The sequence below is a fragment of the Mesorhizobium sp. B4-1-3 genome (assembly GCF_006439355.1).
Taxonomy (GTDB): domain Bacteria; phylum Pseudomonadota; class Alphaproteobacteria; order Rhizobiales; family Rhizobiaceae; genus Mesorhizobium.
Map to the genome: position 1 here is coordinate 72,978 of NZ_VFTG01000003.1, position 16,727 is coordinate 89,704.

16 protein-coding genes and 1 riboswitch are annotated in these 16,727 nt (G+C 63.2%); of the genes, 5 read left to right on the forward strand and 11 right to left on the reverse strand.

Translation table 11 applies throughout. From position 1 onward, the window contains the following. Nucleotides 1-96: 96 nt before the first annotated feature. Nucleotides 97-1,191 (reverse strand): 2'-deoxycytidine 5'-triphosphate deaminase, encoded by a 1,095-nt coding sequence (locus tag FJW06_RS05200; RefSeq protein ID WP_140749004.1) that lies wholly within the window; start codon nucleotides 1,189-1,191, stop codon nucleotides 97-99. A 118-nt stretch (nucleotides 1,192-1,309) separates the two neighbouring features. Continuing rightward, nucleotides 1,310-1,387, forward strand: a riboswitch (SAM riboswitch). Between the two features lie 56 nt (nucleotides 1,388-1,443). Between FJW06_RS05200 and FJW06_RS05205 the strand changes: the two genes are divergently transcribed. After that, nucleotides 1,444-2,634: an O-succinylhomoserine sulfhydrylase gene (locus tag FJW06_RS05205; RefSeq protein ID WP_140749007.1), complete on the forward strand. Its 1,191-nt coding sequence runs from the start codon at nucleotides 1,444-1,446 to the stop codon at nucleotides 2,632-2,634. A gap of 26 nt (nucleotides 2,635-2,660) precedes the next feature. Here FJW06_RS05205 and FJW06_RS05210 read toward each other — a convergent pair whose 3' ends face one another. Beyond that, complete coding sequence (locus tag FJW06_RS05210) at nucleotides 2,661-3,803, reverse strand: ceramide glucosyltransferase (RefSeq protein WP_140749010.1); 1,143 nt, start codon at nucleotides 3,801-3,803, stop codon at nucleotides 2,661-2,663. A 274-nt stretch (nucleotides 3,804-4,077) separates the two neighbouring features. On the opposite strand from FJW06_RS05210, the gene apaG reads away from it, so the two are divergent. Continuing rightward, entirely contained in the window at nucleotides 4,078-4,470 is a 393-nt protein-coding gene (gene apaG / locus FJW06_RS05215; RefSeq protein ID WP_140749013.1) for a Co2+/Mg2+ efflux protein ApaG, read from the forward strand. A 189-nt stretch (nucleotides 4,471-4,659) separates the two neighbouring features. Here the strand turns inward: apaG and FJW06_RS05220 are convergent, their stop codons facing one another. From FJW06_RS05220 to FJW06_RS05230, 3 genes are all read right to left on the reverse strand, one after another. Further along, nucleotides 4,660-5,691 carry an Hsp33 family molecular chaperone gene (locus FJW06_RS05220; RefSeq protein ID WP_140749016.1) on the reverse strand — a complete coding sequence of 344 codons (1,032 nt, stop codon included), beginning with the start codon at nucleotides 5,689-5,691 and terminating at the stop codon, nucleotides 4,660-4,662. Between the two features lie 123 nt (nucleotides 5,692-5,814). Then, a complete protein-coding gene (argF, locus tag FJW06_RS05225) occupies nucleotides 5,815-6,726 on the reverse strand; it encodes an ornithine carbamoyltransferase (protein WP_140749019.1) in 912 nt (303 codons plus the stop codon). A 16-nt stretch (nucleotides 6,727-6,742) separates the two neighbouring features. Next, complete coding sequence (locus tag FJW06_RS05230; RefSeq protein WP_140749022.1) at nucleotides 6,743-7,942, reverse strand: aspartate aminotransferase family protein; 1,200 nt, start codon at nucleotides 7,940-7,942, stop codon at nucleotides 6,743-6,745. A gap of 358 nt (nucleotides 7,943-8,300) precedes the next feature. On the opposite strand from FJW06_RS05230, the gene FJW06_RS05235 reads away from it, so the two are divergent. Further along, nucleotides 8,301-8,819, forward strand: coding sequence for a GcrA family cell cycle regulator (locus FJW06_RS05235; protein WP_140749025.1), 519 nt, complete (start codon nucleotides 8,301-8,303; stop codon nucleotides 8,817-8,819). 109 nt (nucleotides 8,820-8,928) lie between these two features. Here FJW06_RS05235 and FJW06_RS05240 read toward each other — a convergent pair whose 3' ends face one another. From FJW06_RS05240 to FJW06_RS05250, 3 genes are all read right to left on the reverse strand, one after another. Then, on the reverse strand, nucleotides 8,929-9,933 hold the full coding sequence (locus FJW06_RS05240) for a magnesium and cobalt transport protein CorA (protein WP_140749028.1): 1,005 nt from the start codon (nucleotides 9,931-9,933) through the stop codon (nucleotides 8,929-8,931). 85 nt (nucleotides 9,934-10,018) lie between these two features. Further along, complete coding sequence (gene phoU / locus FJW06_RS05245) at nucleotides 10,019-10,741, reverse strand: phosphate signaling complex protein PhoU (protein WP_140749031.1); 723 nt, start codon at nucleotides 10,739-10,741, stop codon at nucleotides 10,019-10,021. 108 nt (nucleotides 10,742-10,849) lie between these two features. Next, nucleotides 10,850-12,115, reverse strand: a complete 1,266-nt coding sequence (locus tag FJW06_RS05250) for an ATP-binding protein (protein ID WP_140749034.1) — start codon at nucleotides 12,113-12,115, stop codon at nucleotides 10,850-10,852. Between the two features lie 198 nt (nucleotides 12,116-12,313). Between FJW06_RS05250 and ppk2 the strand changes: the two genes are divergently transcribed. Beyond that, complete coding sequence (ppk2, locus tag FJW06_RS05255; RefSeq protein WP_140749037.1) at nucleotides 12,314-13,219, forward strand: polyphosphate kinase 2; 906 nt, start codon at nucleotides 12,314-12,316, stop codon at nucleotides 13,217-13,219. 71 nt (nucleotides 13,220-13,290) lie between these two features. Here the strand turns inward: ppk2 and FJW06_RS05260 are convergent, their stop codons facing one another. From FJW06_RS05260 to FJW06_RS05270, 3 genes are all read right to left on the reverse strand, one after another. After that, nucleotides 13,291-14,040: an enoyl-CoA hydratase-related protein gene (locus FJW06_RS05260; RefSeq protein WP_140749040.1), complete on the reverse strand. Its 750-nt coding sequence runs from the start codon at nucleotides 14,038-14,040 to the stop codon at nucleotides 13,291-13,293. 11 nt (nucleotides 14,041-14,051) lie between these two features. After that, nucleotides 14,052-14,690, reverse strand: a complete 639-nt coding sequence (locus tag FJW06_RS05265; RefSeq protein WP_140749042.1) for a GNAT family N-acetyltransferase — start codon at nucleotides 14,688-14,690, stop codon at nucleotides 14,052-14,054. Nucleotides 14,691-14,787: 97 nt separating this feature from the next. Further along, nucleotides 14,788-15,519, reverse strand: coding sequence for a LuxR family transcriptional regulator (locus FJW06_RS05270; protein ID WP_140749045.1), 732 nt, complete (start codon nucleotides 15,517-15,519; stop codon nucleotides 14,788-14,790). 279 nt (nucleotides 15,520-15,798) lie between these two features. Here FJW06_RS05270 and FJW06_RS05275 point away from each other — a divergent pair, with 279 nt between their 5' ends. Continuing rightward, complete coding sequence (locus FJW06_RS05275) at nucleotides 15,799-16,620, forward strand: transporter substrate-binding domain-containing protein (RefSeq protein ID WP_140749821.1); 822 nt, start codon at nucleotides 15,799-15,801, stop codon at nucleotides 16,618-16,620. Nucleotides 16,621-16,727 lie beyond the last annotated feature (107 nt).

Sequence of the window (16,727 nt, forward strand, 5' to 3'; positions counted from 1 at the left end):
GCGCGCAGACCCTATAATGACGAAGCATAGGTCGGCATTTCTCATCCCGCTCTGCCGTGCCGGGCATCTCCCCCACGACGGGGGAGATTGGCAGCCTCACCGCGCAGCCCTGAAATGCTTCGAGAGCTTCAGGCCCTGCGCCTGGTAGTTCGATCCGAGATCGGCGCCGTAAAGCGCCTGCGGCCGCTTCAGCATGTGCTCATAGACGAGACGGCCGACGATCTGGCCGTGGTCGAGGATGAAAGGCACCTCATGGCTGCGCACTTCGAGCACGGCGCGGCTGCCGCTGCCGCCGGCGGCGGAGTGGCCGAAGCCCGGATCGAAGAAGCCGGCATAGTGGACGCGGAACTCGCCGACGAGCGGATCGAAGGGTGTCATCTCGGCGGCGTAGAGCGGCGGCACATGCACCGCCTCGCGGCTGACAAGGATGTAGAATTCGTCCGGATCCAGCACCAGCTCGCCGGCGCCGCTCTTGTAGATCGGCTCCCAGAAATCGACGACATCCTGCGCGGCGCGTTTGTCGACGTCGACCAGGCCGGTGTGGTGCTTGCCGCGATACCCGACAAGGCCGTCCTTGTCGCCGTCGAGGTCGATGGAGAGCGCGATGCCGCCGCCGGAAATGTTGGGCGGCTCGGTGGCGACCAGCATCTCGGCGCGGTGAAGCTCGCGCAGTTCGTTCTCCGAGAGCACCGCGTTGCCGGTGCGGAAACGGATCTGCGACAGCCGCGAGCCGGCGCGCACGACGATCGGGAAGGTACGCGGGCTGACTTCGAGATAGAGCGGGCCGTGATAGCCGGCGGCGATCTTGTCGAACTCGTGGCCGCGATCGGTCATTACCCGCGTGAAAATGTCGAGCCGGCCGGTCGAGCTCTTGGGATTGGCCGAGGCCGAAACCTCGGCCGGCAATGCCAGACTTTCCAGCAAAGGCACGATGTAGACGCAGCCGGTTTCCAGCACCGCGCCCCGGGTGAGGTCGATCTCGTGCAGCTTCAGCCGCTCGAGCTTGTCGGCGACCAGATGATCGGGCCCGGGCAAGAAAGAGGCGCGCACGCGATAGGCCTTGTCGCCGAGCCTGAGATCGAGGCTGGCCGGCTGGATCTGGTCGGCGTCCAGCGCGCGCGGCGACTTCAGCGCGTCGGCTTCGAACAGCGCCGCTATATCCTGATCCGGAAGAATGCCTGTCTGCCGCAAAGGCGGGCTCCGTTCACAAGGCCGGGCGAGGACCTAAGCAGGCTCTTGCCGCCCCGGCTGGTACAAACGTCTTTAATGAAGCCGGCAATTGACGCAAGCGCGGCGGGGGTCTAAAGGGTCGTTATCCCGTGGTGATTTGGCCGGTCGGCTTGCAGCCACGTTAAACAAGTCGCTAAAGGACCGTCGAGCCGCAAGGCTATATGGACCGGTTGCGACTTCGCGGCCGGTTTTTTTGTGTCTGGAAGCAGGGCTATGAGCACCAAGAAGCGCAACTGGAAATCTCAGACGGCACTCGTGCATGGTGGAACGCTGCGTTCCGGTTTCGGGGAAACGTCGGAGGCGATGTATCTCACGCAGGGCTATGTCTACGAGACGGCCCAGGCGGCGGAAGCCCGCTTCAAGGGCGAGGAGCCGGGCTTCATCTATTCGCGCTACGCCAACCCGACCGTCGATATGTTCGAGAAGCGCATGTGCGCGCTGGAAGGCGCCGAGGACGCGCGGGCCACCGCCTCCGGCATGGCCGCCGTTTCCGCCGCCCTGCTCTGCAGCGTGAAAGCCGGCGACCATATCGTGGCGGCGCGCGCGCTGTTCGGTTCCTGTCGCTGGGTGGTCGAGACACTGGCGCCGCGCTACGGCATCCAGGCGACGCTCATCGACGGCACCGACATCGCCAATTGGGAAAAGGCAGTACGGCCGAACACCAAGCTGTTCTTCCTGGAAAGCCCGACCAATCCGACACTGGAGGTGGTCGACATCGCCGCGGTCGCCAAGCTCGCCAATTCGATCGGCGCGCGCGTCATCGTCGACAATGTCTTCGCCACGCCGCTGCAGCAGAAGCCCTTGCTGCTCGGCGCTCATATCGTCGTCTATTCGGCGACCAAGCACATCGACGGCCAGGGCCGCTGCCTCGGCGGCGTCATCCTGTCGGACAAGAAATGGATCGACGAGAACCTGCACGACTATTTCCGTCACACCGGCCCGAGCCTGTCGCCCTTCAACGCCTGGACGCTGCTCAAGGGACTCGAGACGCTGCCGCTGCGCGTGCGCCAGCAGACCGAAAGCGCCGGCAAGATCGCCGATTTCCTCGCCGGCCGGCCGGAGATCGCCCGCGTCATCTATCCGGGCCGCGCCGATCATCCGCAGGCCGATGTCGTCAAGAAGCAGATGTCTGGCGGCTCGACGCTGATCTGCCTCGACGTCAAGGGCGGCAAGCAGGCGGCCTTCGCCTTCCAGAACGCGCTCGACATCGTGCTGATCTCGAACAATCTCGGGGACGCCAAGAGCCTGATCACCCATCCGGCGACCACGACGCACAAGAACCTCAGCGACGGCGCGCGGGCCGAGCTCGGCATAGGACCGGGTACGCTCAGGCTCTCGGTCGGTCTGGAGGACACCGACGATCTGCTGGAGGATATCGAACAGGCACTGAAGGCGGCAAAATAAGCTTAAAAATACCGCGGGCGATCGCCTCAGGCGATCTCCTCGAGTTCCGTCAACTCGCGCGTGCGGATGGTCATGGCGTTGCCGCGCCATTCGACGGCGCCGGCGAACCAGGCGCGTGCCCAGATCGCAGGCAGCATCGCATCGCGCACGACCATCGCGGTGACGCTGTGCGGCGACAGGTACCAGCCCTTGGCCCAAGCAAGCAGGCACTCCGGCAGATAGGCGAGCGCTAAGACGCAAAAAGCCGTTGTGGGCAGGCTGACGCCTGCGCTCGCCGCGGCAATCAGGGCCAGCAGCAGCGGCACCGCGGCGCCTGTCAGGATCTCGGGCGCGAAGAAGAGCGGGAATGTGACCCGACGCAGCCGCGCCCAGCGCGTCTGGCGCGACCAGATCTCGGCGAAGCTGCGCTGCCCAAGCGGCTGCTCGAAGGGCGAGGCGACGAGGTTGACGTTGAGGCTCAGGCCGTTGACCAGCTTGGTGGCCGCCGCGTCCTCGGCGATCTCTGCGGCCAAAGCCTGGATGCCACCATTGGCGTCCAGCATCGGCTTGTTCCACAGCATGCTCTTGCCTTGGGCGAAGCCGAGGCCGAGCGCTTCGCCGGCATATTGCCAGCGCGCCTGCAGCGTGTTGAGGAAGGCGCATTCGACATCGGCCCAGAACCCGTCGGGCCGCGAGCCGATCGGCGTCGAGCAGACAAGGCCGGTGTCCGGGCGCCATGCCGCCATCAGATGCTGGATGTAGTCCTTCGGCATCAGCACGTTGGAATCGGCAAGGATCACCCAATCGTGCTTGGCCGACTGCCAGCCCTTGACGCAGTTGTTGAGCTTGGGGTTGGCGCTGATGCGGTCGTCGCCGATCAGGAGCCGCGCCGGAACGTTGGGGTGGCGCGCGATCGCCGCATCGATCAGCCTGACCACCGGGTCCTCGCCATGCGCGACGCAGAAGATCAGCTCATAACAGGGCCAGTCGAGCGAGAAGGCGCGCTGGAGGGTCTCCTGCGTGAACGTCTCCACGCCGCGCGACGGAACGATGATCGAGACCGGCTTCGCGCCAGTGGGCGGCGCAATGACATGGCGCCGTTTCAGCCGCGACGATGCGAGCGAGATGCTGGCGAGATTGGACAGAAGAAGGGCTGACGAAGCGAGGCCGGCTGCGATAGTCAGTTCCATCGAGATCTGGTCACTCTATCTCTTTGTTTTCACGCAGTTCCGTACGGAAAACCGCTCACACTTTTCCTGGAATTGCGCTCGGCCGCAGCCAGCCATTTCATCAGTTACAGAGCGCCCGAGTCGCCCGGCACGGTTTGTGCACACCAACATTGTCATGTGTCACTTAAATGACATTGTTTTTCGGCACGTGCGCTACAAGGCTGGCAGGATGGTCGGCGCTACGCCTTTAACAGCGAAGCGCGACGAATGTCCTCAGCGGCAACCGGAGTGGCTCATGTATCGCGCAGTGACGCGCAACATCGAAGTGCTGGTCAGACCCTTCTATCTCGAGGACCGATCCGATCCGTCCGAGAACCGCTATGTCTGGGGCTACCAAGTGACGATCGACAACCGCTCCGACGAATTCGTGCAGCTTGTTTCGCGCTATTGGCACATCACGGACGGCCAGGGCCGGGTCGAGGAGGTCCGCGGCGCCGGCGTCGTCGGCGATCAGCCGGAACTCAATCCTGGCGACAGCTATCAATACACTTCAGGCTGCCCGCTCTCGACGCCGTCGGGCATCATGGTCGGCCATTACACGATGCGCAACGGCCGCGGCGAGACGTTCGATATCGCCATTCCGGCTTTCTCGCTCGACATGCCGGGGACGAAGCGGACGGTGAATTAGGCGATTGGCCTTTCTCCCGTTTGCGGGGAGAAATGCCCAGCAGGGCAATGAGGGGCCGCGCCGGGCTTTCTGAAATTGCCGTTGAGGAGGCAGCAGCGTTGGCGCGCGCTATGATCGCCCACGTTGGCGCCGCCCCTCATCCGCCCTTCGGGCACCTTCTCCCCGTGGAACGGGGAGAAGGTGGGAGCCTCACTCCTCAGCGAACTCGGCCGGGTCGAAGTCGTATTGCGTCGAGCAGAACTCGCAGGCGACGTGGATGCCGCCGTCCTCGGTCGAATCCTTGATCTCCTGCGCCGAAAAGCCTTCCAGGATGCCGCGGATCTTGTCGCGCGAACAGGAGCATTGGTCGGCGACCGGCACACTGCTGAAAACCCGCACGCCGTGCTCGTGGAACAGCCGGTAGAGCAGCCGTTCGGCACCCACTGTCGGGTCGATCAGTTCGGTCGGCTCGATGGTGCCCAGAAGCGCCAGCAATTCCTGCCAGGAATTGTCGGTCGGATGGTCCGTCACCTCGCGATCGTCGCCGTCTCCGCCCGAAATATCGGGAATGCGCATGCGCTCCGGCGCCTGGGGCAGGAACTGCGCCAAGATGCCGCCGGCGCGCCACTGCTCGCGCGCGCCGGCCGGGCCGGGCGTGACCAACTTGGCGACCGACATTTTGATATCGGTCGGGATCTGCTCCGATTGGCGGAAATAGGTGCGCGCGGCGTCCTCCAGCGAGGTGCCGTCGAGCTGGACAATGCCCTGGTAGCGCTGCATATGCGCGCCCTGGTCGATGGTCAAAGCCAGGACACCGTTGCCAAGCAGCGCCTGCTGCGAGGTCTCGCCGGCGTCGGTCAGCGCCCGCAGCCTGTCGGCATCGAAGCGCGCATAGGCGCGCAGCGCATGCGGCGTGGTGAAATCAGCCACCAGCATGTCGACCGGTCCGTCGGTGCGGGTCTGCAGGATGAACTTGCCTTCGAACTTCAGCGAAGTGCCAAGCAGCACGGTGAGCACGCAGGCTTCCGCCAGCAGGCGGGCGACGGGCTCGGGATAATTGTGGCGGCTCAAGATAGCGTCGAGCATCGGCCCGAGCTGCACGGTGCGGCCGCGCACATCGAGCGGCGCGACCTCGTAGGGCACGACGTGATCGTCGCCGGCGAAGCCGAATTCACCGAGTTGGGGTTTATGCTCAGCCAAGGTATGGGTTTCCAACATGACAAAACTCCGGGGCGCGGCCATGCCGCCCGATGAGCCGCATGCGTCGAAGCGCGTTCAATTTACGTGATCGCCCGCAAATAGGCATCACATATCCCCAGATCAAGTTGACCCCGATCGGACCGGGAGCGGTCGGGTCCGCCCTTCTCAAGCGCCCAGGCACCAGGCCAGCACCGCCTTCTGGGCGTGCAGCCGGTTCTCGGCCTCGTCGAAGACCACCGAATGCGGCCCGTCGATCACCTCGTCGGTGACCTCTTCGCCGCGATGCGCCGGCAGGCAGTGCATGAACAACGCATCGGGCTTGGCTTTTGCCATCAGCGCGGCATTGACCTGATAGGGCAGGAAGACGTTGTGGCCGCGCGCGCGGTGCTCCTGGCCCATCGACACCCAGCTGTCGGTGACGACGCAGTCGGCCTGGTCGACGGCTTCCTCCGCGGACCTGGCAAACCGGACCTTGCCGCCATTGGCTTTCGACCAGTCGACATATTTCTCGAAAGGCTCGCTGCCCTCCGGCACCGCGATATTGAGGTTGAAGCGGAACTGCGCCGAAGCCTCCAGAAGCGAATGCAGCACATTGTTGCCGTCGCCGGTCCAGGCGAAGGTCTTGCCGACCACCGGACCGCGATGCTCCTCGTAGGTCATGATGTCGGCCATGAGCTGGCACGGATGCGTGTCGTCGGTCAGCCCGTTGATGACCGGAACGGTGGCGTTCTCGGTGAGCTCGATCAGCCGGTCGTGCGAAGTGGTGCGGATCATGATGGCGTCGACATAGCGCGACAGCACTTTCGCAGTGTCGGCGATGGTCTCCGATCGGCCGAGCTGCATCTCGGTGCCGGTCAGCATGATGGTTTCGCCGCCAAGCTGGCGCATGCCGACATCGAAGGACACGCGCGTGCGGGTCGACGGCTTGTCGAAGATCATGGCCAGCACCTTGCCGTCGAGCGGTTTTGAGCGCTCGCCCGCCTTGAGCCTGGTCTTTCGCGCCACCGCGTCGTCCAGCATGATGCGCAGGTCGCCCGCGGAAACGGCGGATAGATCGGTGAAGTGGCGAACATTCATCGGCAGGTTCCAGAACTTATTTCGCGGCTTCGGCCACAATCGCCTCGGTCAGGCCCTTGGCGCCGGCGCGAATGCGCTCCAGCGCCTCGCCGATCTCCTCGTCGGTGACGGTGAGCGGCGGCAGGAGGCGGATGACATTGTCGCCCGCCGGCACGGCAAGCAGGCACTGATCGCGCAGCGCCATATTCACCTTGGTATTGGGCATGGCGCATTTCAGGCCGAGCATCAGACCGGTTCCCCTGATGCCCTCGATGACCTCGGGAAATTCGTCCGCGACCGAGGCCAGGCCTTGTTTCAACAGCAGCGCCTTGCGCTGCACGTCCTCGAGGAAACCGTCGGCCAGCACCACGTCGAGCACGGCGTTGCCGACTGCCATCGCCAGCGGATTGCCACCGAAGGTGGTGCCGTGCACGCCGGCGGTCATGCCGGTCGCGGCCTCGTCCGTGGCAAGGCAGGCGCCCATCGGGAAGCCGCCGCCGATGCCCTTGGCAATCGCCATCAGGTCGGGCGTGACGCCGGCCCACTCATGCGCGAACAGCTTGCCGGTGCGGCCGATGCCGCACTGGACCTCGTCGAAGATCAAAAGCAGGCCGTGCTGATCGCAGAGCTGGCGCAGCCGCTTCAAGGACTGCGTCGGCACCGGGCGAATGCCGCCCTCGCCCTGCACCGGCTCGATCAGAATTGCCGCTGTCTCCGCCGTGATCGCCTTTTCGGCCGCGTCGATGTCGTCGAATGCGACCTGGTCGAAACCCTCGACCTTCGGGCCGAAGCCTTCCAGATATTTGTACTGTCCGCCGGCGGCGATCGTCGCCAGCGTGCGGCCGTGGAAGGCGCCCTCGAAAGTGATGATGCGGAAACGCTCGGGATGGCCCTTGACGAACTGGTAGCGCCGCGCCGTCTTGATCGCGCATTCCAGCGCCTCGGCGCCGGAGTTGGTGAAGAACACCTTGTCGGCGAAGGTGGCCTCGACCAGCCGCTCGCCCAGCCGGCGCTGTTCCGGGATCTCGTAGAGATTGGAGACGTGCCAGAGCTTGGCGGCCTGTTCGGTCAGTGCTGCGACCAGATGCGGATGGCTGTGGCCCAGCGAATTCACTGCGATGCCGCCCGCGAAGTCGAGATATCGCTCGCCCTTGTCGGTGACCAGCCAGGTCCCCTCCCCGTGATCGAAAGCCAGGGGTGCGCGAGCAAAGGTCTCGTAAAGCGCCGAACCGGTCATTATATGCGTCTCCGGAACCGGAAATCAAAAAAGCCGCCAATGCGGCGGCCTTTGCGGCTTATCATGTTTTTCGGCCATGAAGTCAACGAAAACGTCACGCAGAAGCGCGTGGCAAGCCCCTAACGCCACGCCAGCTCATCAGTGGTCAGGCAAGTTGGGGAAAACCGTAAAAACCGAATCGGTGTTGCCTTTGGGACTCTTGTCACCGAGTCAGCGCATAAGGTATTTGTAGTCGAGAAATAACTATATTTCGTGCGGCGGACCTAAATCACCCGGTACATGTGGTGTCGTTTGCCCGGCGAGAGCCGGCTCGGGAAAGGATTCTGGCTGCCGCACGCTTTAGCAGGAGCGCGGTCTCATGAACTGGACTGACGAGCGGGTAGAACTTCTCAGGAAATTGTGGTCGGAGGGTCTGAGCGCCAGCCAGATTGCCGCACAGCTTGGCGGGGTGAGCCGCAACGCCGTCATCGGCAAGGTACATCGCCTGAAGCTGTCGGGCCGCGGCCGCGCGACGGCCGCCCCGGCGCGCCAGAAGAAGGCAACGCAAGGCGCCTCGATGCAGAAATCGGTGACCCGAGCCGCAAGCACCACACGTCATGTGACGGCCACCATCGGCGCCACGGCGCTGCAGGTGCAGTTCGACGCCGAGCCGGTCGCGCGCCACTATATCCGCCCGGTTGAGAACGTCGTGGTGCCGATCTCGCGCAACCTGCAGCTCGTCGAACTGACCGAACGCACCTGCAAATGGCCGAACGGCGACCCGCTCTCGGAAGACTTCAGCTTCTGCGGCAACGACGCCGCCGAAACGGGGCCCTACTGCAAGTATCATTCGCGGGTTGCGTTCCAGCCGGCAGCGGAACGGCGCAGAGCGCGCTGAGCGAATAGCGAATAGCGAATAGCGAATAGCGAATAGAACGGCTTGGCTTTGTGACAGGGAGCAAGCCGTTTTTCGTTGTTGCCTACTCGCTATTCCCTAATCGCTCGCTTCACAGCCAGCCATTCTTCTTGAACCGCCAGTACAGGAACGCGCAGATCAGCGCGATCACCGCAAGCACGGTCGGATAGCCATATTCCATCTTCAGTTCCGGCATGTCGGCGAAGTTCATGCCGTAGATGCCGGCGAAGGCTGTCGGCACCGCCAGGATGGCGGCCCATGAGGCGAGCTTCTTGGAGATGGCAGTTTCCTGGCTCTGTCCGACGAGAAGGCTCGCTTCGAAAGCGAAGGCCAGAACCTCGCGCAGGCTGTCGATCTTTTCCTGCACGGTGCCGATGTGGTCGGTCACGTCGCGAAACAGCGGATGCATGGCGGCATGGATCTGCGGCAGATCGGCGCTGGTCAGCCTGCGGCAGACCTCGACCAGCGGAAGGGCCGCGTTGCGCAGCCGCAAGAGATCGCGGCGCAGCATGTACAGACGTTCGATGTCGGCGCCGGTCATCGGCTTCAAAAGCACGTTGTCCTCGATCGCCTCGACCTCGTCCTCGATCTGCTCCAGCACGGGCATGTAATTGTCGACGATGAAATCAAGGATGGCGTAGAGAACGAAGTCCTCTCCCTTGGCCAGGGAATGCGGGCAGCTTTCCCAGTGCTGGCGCACAGCCGCATATGAGGTCGAGGGGCCGTGCCGGACGCTGACGATATAGCCGGTGCCGACGAACAAATGCGTCTCGCCGAACGTGACGCGGCCGTCGATCAATTGCGCGGTGCGGGCGACGATGAAGAGGGCGTCGCCATATTGCTCGATCTTCGGGCGCTGATGCGGATGCTCGGCATCCTCGATCGCCAGATCATGCAGGTGAAATTGCGCCTGCACCCTGAGCAGAAGGTTGCGATCGGGCTCGAGCAGCCCGATCCAGACGACATGGCCGGGTTTTGCCGCCCATTCGCCGGCCTGTTCGATGGCGATGTCGGCAACCCGCTTGCCGCCCAGATAGGCGCTGGACGCAATGATGCCCGACGTTGGGGCTGGGGTCAGGTTCCGAACTTGTTCCATCGCAAACCTCCCGAGACTGCGACTGACAAATCGCTGTCCCTGGAGGAGCTTAGCCTAGATTAGGAAACCGTTCGAGAGGCGCTGTTCACTTAGCCGGCATCGTGCCGGGAAGCACGACCTTGTCGGTCTTGTCGCCCTTCGGCCGGTCGGTGGGCATCTGGTCGCCGGTGACGATGTAGTAGATGGTCTCGGCGATGTTGGTGGCATGGTCGCCGATGCGCTCGATATTCTTGGCGCAGAACAGAAGATGCGTGCAGGGCGTGATGTTGCGCGGATCTTCCATCATGTAGGTCAAAAGCTCGCGGAACAGCGAGGTGTACATGGCGTCGATCTGGTCGTCCCTGTCGCGCACGAAGCCGATCCTTTCGACCGAGCGCGAGGCATAGACGTCGAGCACTTCCTTGAGCTGCGTTAGCGCCAGGTTGGCAAGCGCCTCGATACCGCGGAAAAGGCTGTTCGGCTGGCGGCCGTCGACCGAGGCGACCCGCTTGGCGACATTCTTGCCGAGATCGCCGACTCGCTCGATGTCGGCCGAGATGCGGATGGCGCCGACGATCTCGCGAAGGTCCGTCGCCATCGGCTGGCGCCTAGCGATGATGATGATGGCCTTGTCGTCGATCTCGCGCTGCCCCTCGTCGAGGACGAGATCGTCCTGGATGACCTTCTGGGCAAGGCCGTGATCGACGTTTACGAGAGCCGCTACCGCCTGTTCGACCATGCGTTCCGCATGCCCGCCCATCGCGGCGATGCGCTTCGACAGGTACTTCAGTTCTTCGTCATAGGCGCTGACGATATGGACGGATTGCATGGATATGCCTTCCCGGTTTGTGCCGGCTGGTGCTTTCCCTCATCCCATCGCTGATACGTGAACCGCATGACAGAATGAAGAAAATCCCGGTGCGCAACCGATACACCATCAGCGAGCCGGCAAATGAACCGTGAACGCCGCGCCCTTGCCGACTTCCGACTTGATGGACAGTCTTGCGTTATGACGGGTCAATATATGCTTGACGATCGAGAGGCCAAGGCCCGTGCCTTTCTGGGTGCGGCTGTTTTCGACATCGACGCGGTAGAAACGCTCGGTGATGCGCGGGATGTGTTCTTCGGCGATGCCCGGACCGTAGTCCCTTATAGTGACGTCGAAGCCCGGCTGTTGGCCCTCCTCGCCGCCGGCGATCGATACGGTTACGCGCCCGCCCGACTGGCCGTATTTGCAAGCGTTCTCGAGGAGATTCTCGAAAACCTGGAACAGTTCGTCGCGATCGCCGGAAACGACGAGCGGCCCATCGGCGAACTCCCGCTCGACGACGACGCTGTTCTCGCTGGCCAGCGGCCCGAGCGAATCGATGACGCTGTCGATCGTCTGGCGAAGATCGACCTCGGTGCCCGGTCTCAAATATGGTTTCATCTCCAGTCGTGACAGCGAGAGCAGATCGTCGATCAGGCGGGCCATGCGGCCGGTCTGGTTCTGCATGATCTGCAGGAACTGGTCGCGCGCCGCCGGATCGTTGCGGGCCGGCCCGCGCAGCGTCTCGATGAAACCGGCAATCGAGGCGAGCGGCGTGCGCAGCTCGTGGCTGGCATTGGCGATGAAGTCGGCCCGCATGCGATCGATGCGGCGCGTCTCGCTCTGATCCTTGAAGACCAGCACGTAGAGGCCGGTGGCATGGCCGACCGTGGACGCGCTGACCCGGTATGTCCGTTCCACTGGCAGCTTTTCGGTATAGTCGACCGCGTCGGCGGCGACCTGTCCCGACAGGATGCCATCCAGCAACGCCTGCATTTCCGGCGCGCGGAACTTCAACGACAGCGACATGCCTGGCGCCAGCCCGCCGAAAGCGGCGAAGGCGGCGGCGTTGGCGTGAACGATGGTGGCGGAATGGTCGAAGATGATCAGCGGATCGGCGACCGCGGCCGCCAGGTACTCGCCGGAGAGCCTCTGCAGCCCGCTTGCCTCGATCGCTGCTCCCGTGTCGGCCGGCTGGCGCCTGGCATCCGTGGGCAGCATTGCGGCCGCCGCCAGCACCACCAGGGCCAGGACCGGCACGTAAACGGACGCGCCGGCGAAAAAATAAACGGCAAGGACCGCGAGAACGCCCGCGCCAAGCTGCCAGCGGTTGCGCCGAAGCCGCGCCGCCAGGGCTTGTCCCTTGCCATCCTGGTCCGCGCCCGTCTCTGCCATAGGCCCGCGCCACCCCGCATCCCGTCGACCGGTCAGCGGTTCGCTGGACCAGCCTGGCGCATGGCCGTGAAAATCCGGATCGATTTTCGCGAAGGTTCATGCGCAAAATCAAAACGCTACAGCGTCTTTGCGCACGAATGCGCGCTGCGCTGCACAGGCTCCATAGCATGAGTCCGCAAACTGGAAAGGTTCGTCCGGATGAAAAAGGCCAAGGAAACGGCTGAAGCGGCGCCAGCCACGGCACCGATCAAGATCAAGATCGGCGGCAAGGAGCGCGAGTTCGACATCGACAATCCGGTGCTGCCTGACTGGATCGAGGACAACAAGCTCACCGCCGGCGGCTATCCCTACGACAAGAAGATGAAGGGCGAGGACTACGAAAAGGAACTCGAAGGGCTACAGATCGAACTGGTCAAGGCGCAAGCCTGGCTGCAGGCGACCGGCAAGCGCGTGATGGCGCTGTTCGAGGGCAGGGACGCCGCCGGCAAGGGCGGCACGATTTTCGTGCTGCGGCAATATATGAACCCGCGCACGGCACGCAACGTCGCGCTGCCCAAGCCGACGCCGACCGAGGCTGGGCAATGGTATTACCAGCGCTATGTCGACCACTTCCCGACTTCGGGCGAATTCGTCACCTTCGACCGCTCCTGGTACAACCGCGCCGGCGTCGAGCCGGTCATGGGGTTCTGCACGCCCGAGCAGCACGAGAAATTCCTCGACGAGACGCCGCATTTCGAGCGGATGATCAGCAATGAAGGCATCCATTTCTTCAAATTCTGGCTGAATATCGGCCGCGAAACGCAGCTCGAACGGTTTCATGACCGTCGCTGGTCGCCGTTGAAGAACTGGAAGTTCTCGCCGATCGATATCGCCGGCGTCACCAAATGGGACGACTACACCAAGGCGCGCGACCAGATGATCGAGCGCACGCATAAGGAGTTCTCGCCCTGGATCGTCGTGCGGGCCAACGACAAGCGCCGCGCCCGGCTCGCTGTGATGCAACGTATCCTGCTTTCCCTGCCCTACCATGGGAAGGACCTCGACGCCGTCGGCAGGCTCGACAAGAAGATCATCGGCGAGGGGCCGGAGTTCCTGAAAGACTAAATCAATTCCATGAGTTACAGCGCCGCGCGGCTTTCGGCTCGCGCGGCGCTGAGACTTTTCATGCCGGCCGATCAAGCGGCCAGGCGGGCGATTCGCTGCAGCCGCTTCAGCGTGGTGTCATCCTGAAGCGCCTGCTGGAACAGCGTGATCTCATGGTCGATGCGGTCGCACAGCACGTCCGTATCGCCCTTGAGCAGGCTGCGGGTCTGCAGCAAGGCAGCGACCGGCTTCTTGGCAAGATGCTTGGCTCTCGCCAGCGTTGCTTCCTCCGCGCTGCCTTGCGTCACGACCTCGCCGACCAGGCCGAGCGCCTTGGCGTCTTCGGCGCTCAGCGTGTCGCCCAGGCAGAAGAAGCGGAAGGCGCCGGCATAGCCGAGCTTCTGGGGCGCCAGGATGCTGGTCGCCGCGTCCGGCACAAGGCCGAAATCGACGAACGGCACCCTGAAGGTGCTGCCCCTGGAAGCGATCACCATGTCGCAGTGGAACAGGATGGTGCAGCCGACCCCGACGGCATCGCCGTCGACACAGGCAAGGACCGGCTTGGGGAAGGTCGCCAACATGCGGAACATGTCGGTGACGGCAGCGATCAGCTCTCGGTGCTTGGTGGCGTCGAGGAACTCCGAGAAGTCGCCGCCGAGGCAGAAGCATCCGGCAAGGCCGCGCAGCATGACAACGCGGACCTGGTCATTGACCGCCGCCTCGTGCAAGGTCCTGGCGAGGCTTGCATAGGCGTACCTGTCGAGCACTGGTCGGCCATCGTGCGAGGACACGGTGACGACCAGCGTATGGCCACGCAGTTCCGGTTCGGGATGGAAACTCATGACCGCCTCCATCACGACGCCTGCTTCAAGCCGAGCTGACCGGGATAGCCCCAGTTCAGCACCGGCAGGAAGTGATTGCGGCGGGCCCGAACGACCTCGAGCGTATGCTCGGTGAAGGTGAGCAGCGTCGCCACGACCTGCTGGTTGCCATAGGTGCGCTGGTAGCCGAGCGGCTTTGCCAGGAAATGCAGTTGCAGCGCTCTGAGCACCCACATCGGCTCGAACTCGATGATGACCTGGTTGACGTTGCGCTTCAGGCCCCATTCGACGAAGCCGGCGATCAGTTCGGTCCCGACCGTCGAGACGCCGCGTTTGCCGTCGCGAAAACCCGGAGCCACAGCATAGCGGGTAAGTTCCCAGACATTCGGTCCCGAGGGGGAGGGTCCCTCGCAGAGATCCGACAGCACATCCGTCAGAAGATGCGGCCGTGTGGTCGGCAGCATACGCTGGTAACCTGCCAGTTCACCGTTGCGGATGACGAGGTGGTGTTCGGCCTCGTCATGATCGAACTGATCGATCTCCAGCTGGTCCGGGCGATCGAGATCGGTCCATCCCATCTCCTCGACGAAGATCTTGTAGCGCAGGCGATGAACCGCCTCCCAAAGATCGGGACGTTCCATCAGTTCCTGAGTGGTAAGGGCGAAAAGCATTAGCCGTCTCCTAGGCTTAAGAGGAAGATACGGCCGTGATGTCCCTTAAATATTGCGCGACTGCGCAGGCAAGAATTTCCAGGTCGGCACGGCCGACCTAGCTAATATAGCCGCGCCTAATCGCCTCCGCGACTGCCTGCACGCGGTTGGCTGCGCCCAGTTTGCTCTTGGCGTTAAGAAGGTGTTTCTCGGAAGTGTGTTCCGAGATGCCGAGGATTTGCGAGATCTCCCATTCGGACTTGCCGACGGCGGCCCACTGCAGGCATTCCCGCTCACGCGCCGTCAATTCTATGTGATCGATGACGCTGTCGGCCTTGGTGTGCAACTGCATCGCGCGACCGATCGCGTAGGTCGACGCCAGCGAGACCATCCCGAATTCCTGATCCGAGAGTTCGACGGATTCGCCGCCCAGCGAGACCATGACGATCTGGCCGTCAAGCGTGACCAGCGGAAGCGCCAGACCGTCGCGCAGTTTGAACTCGCGCGCGTCGCCCATGACTTCGTCGCTGCTTTTGTCGACCACGGTGCTTTTGGAAGCATCCCGCCATTGGAACGGCGCCCGAAGCTGCTTCATGTGACTGACGACCGGATCGTGGTCGACATAGTTGCGCGCCAGATAGCGTTCCAGCCAATTGCCTGGCCAATCGCAAAGCAGCACGTGCTGCTTCTGCTGACCGCGCGGCGTGCCGGGTTGCGGCACCGTTCCCGCCATCAGCGCGGTCAGGCCGAAATTCGAGGTGACGCCGAGCAGCCTCTCGCAAACCGCGGCCGCGGTGCCGGCATGCTGCAACTGGTCTATGTATTCCAGAGTTCTGTCGAACAGGCCCATCGCAACATCTACCCCATGTTGCTTCTGCTTTTAGTTACCGACGGTAGATGCCCGAACACCCCTTCGCCATCAACCCCCGCGTCGCAATCTCCTCAGCAAAGCCGGCAGTTTCCCCCTTCCGGCAGGTACGGTCAGTTGCAAACGCGCCAAAGCATACGCTTAATTTGGCCGCGTGAAATCAAAAACCGTTGTGCCTGCCCCGTTTTCATACCAAAAGCCAAGGAACGGGGACAGGCGCGGAGCCATATCGTGATCTTGCGGTGGACATTTCTGGCCCTGATGTCGGCGCTGGGCGGGATGCTGCCCTTTTCCAGTGCGACTCAGGCGGCGGAGCCGCAGGTGCCGGTGCTCTGGGACGCCAAGGAGCGGTTGCCGAAACCCGATCTCTCCGCGCTGCCGCGGCTCAGATTCCTCACCACCACCGATTTTCCGCCCTTCAACTTCCTCGACGGCTCAGGCCGGCTGTCGGGTTTCCACATCGATCTGGCGCGAGCGATTTGCGCGGAGCTGGGCATTGTCGAGAAATGCCAAGTCCAGGCGTTGCCTTGGAACGAATTGGAGAATGCCCTCCAGAAAGGCGAAGGCGAGGCTATCATCGCCGGCATCGCCCCAACGCCAGAGAGCCGCGAGAAATACGCCTTCTCGCGCTCCTACATGCAATTCCCGGCCCGCTTCATCATGCCGAAGGCGAAGGCCCTCGCGGAGCCGATCCTCGACAAGCTGCGCAGCAAGCGGGTCGGCGTCATCGGCGGCTCGGCGCACGAGAAGATGCTGCGCGATTACTTCAACACCGTGCAGGTGGTGACCTTCGATACACCGGAAAACCTCTATGCCGACCTCAAGGCCGGCAAGATAGACGCCGCCTTCGGCGACGGCATGCGCTTTGCGTTCTGGCTGGGCGGCTCCGACGCCGCAGGCTGCTGCCGCTTCGCCGGCGGTCCATATCTGGCGCCGGAATATCTGGGCTCGGGCATGGCGATCGCCACCCGCAAGGGCGATACCGCGCTTGCCGCCGCCTTCGACTACGCGCTGCACGAAATCTCGATCAAAGGCACCTTCGCCGAGTTTTACCTGCGCTATTTCCCGGTGAGCTTTTTTTAAAGCGCGTCGCGCCGAAAGGGATTCAGGCGACGCGCTTTAAGTCTTTGTTTGAGGCATGTCGTTCTTCCAAAACCGCTGCGCACTTTTGGGCGACATGCATTAGGCTG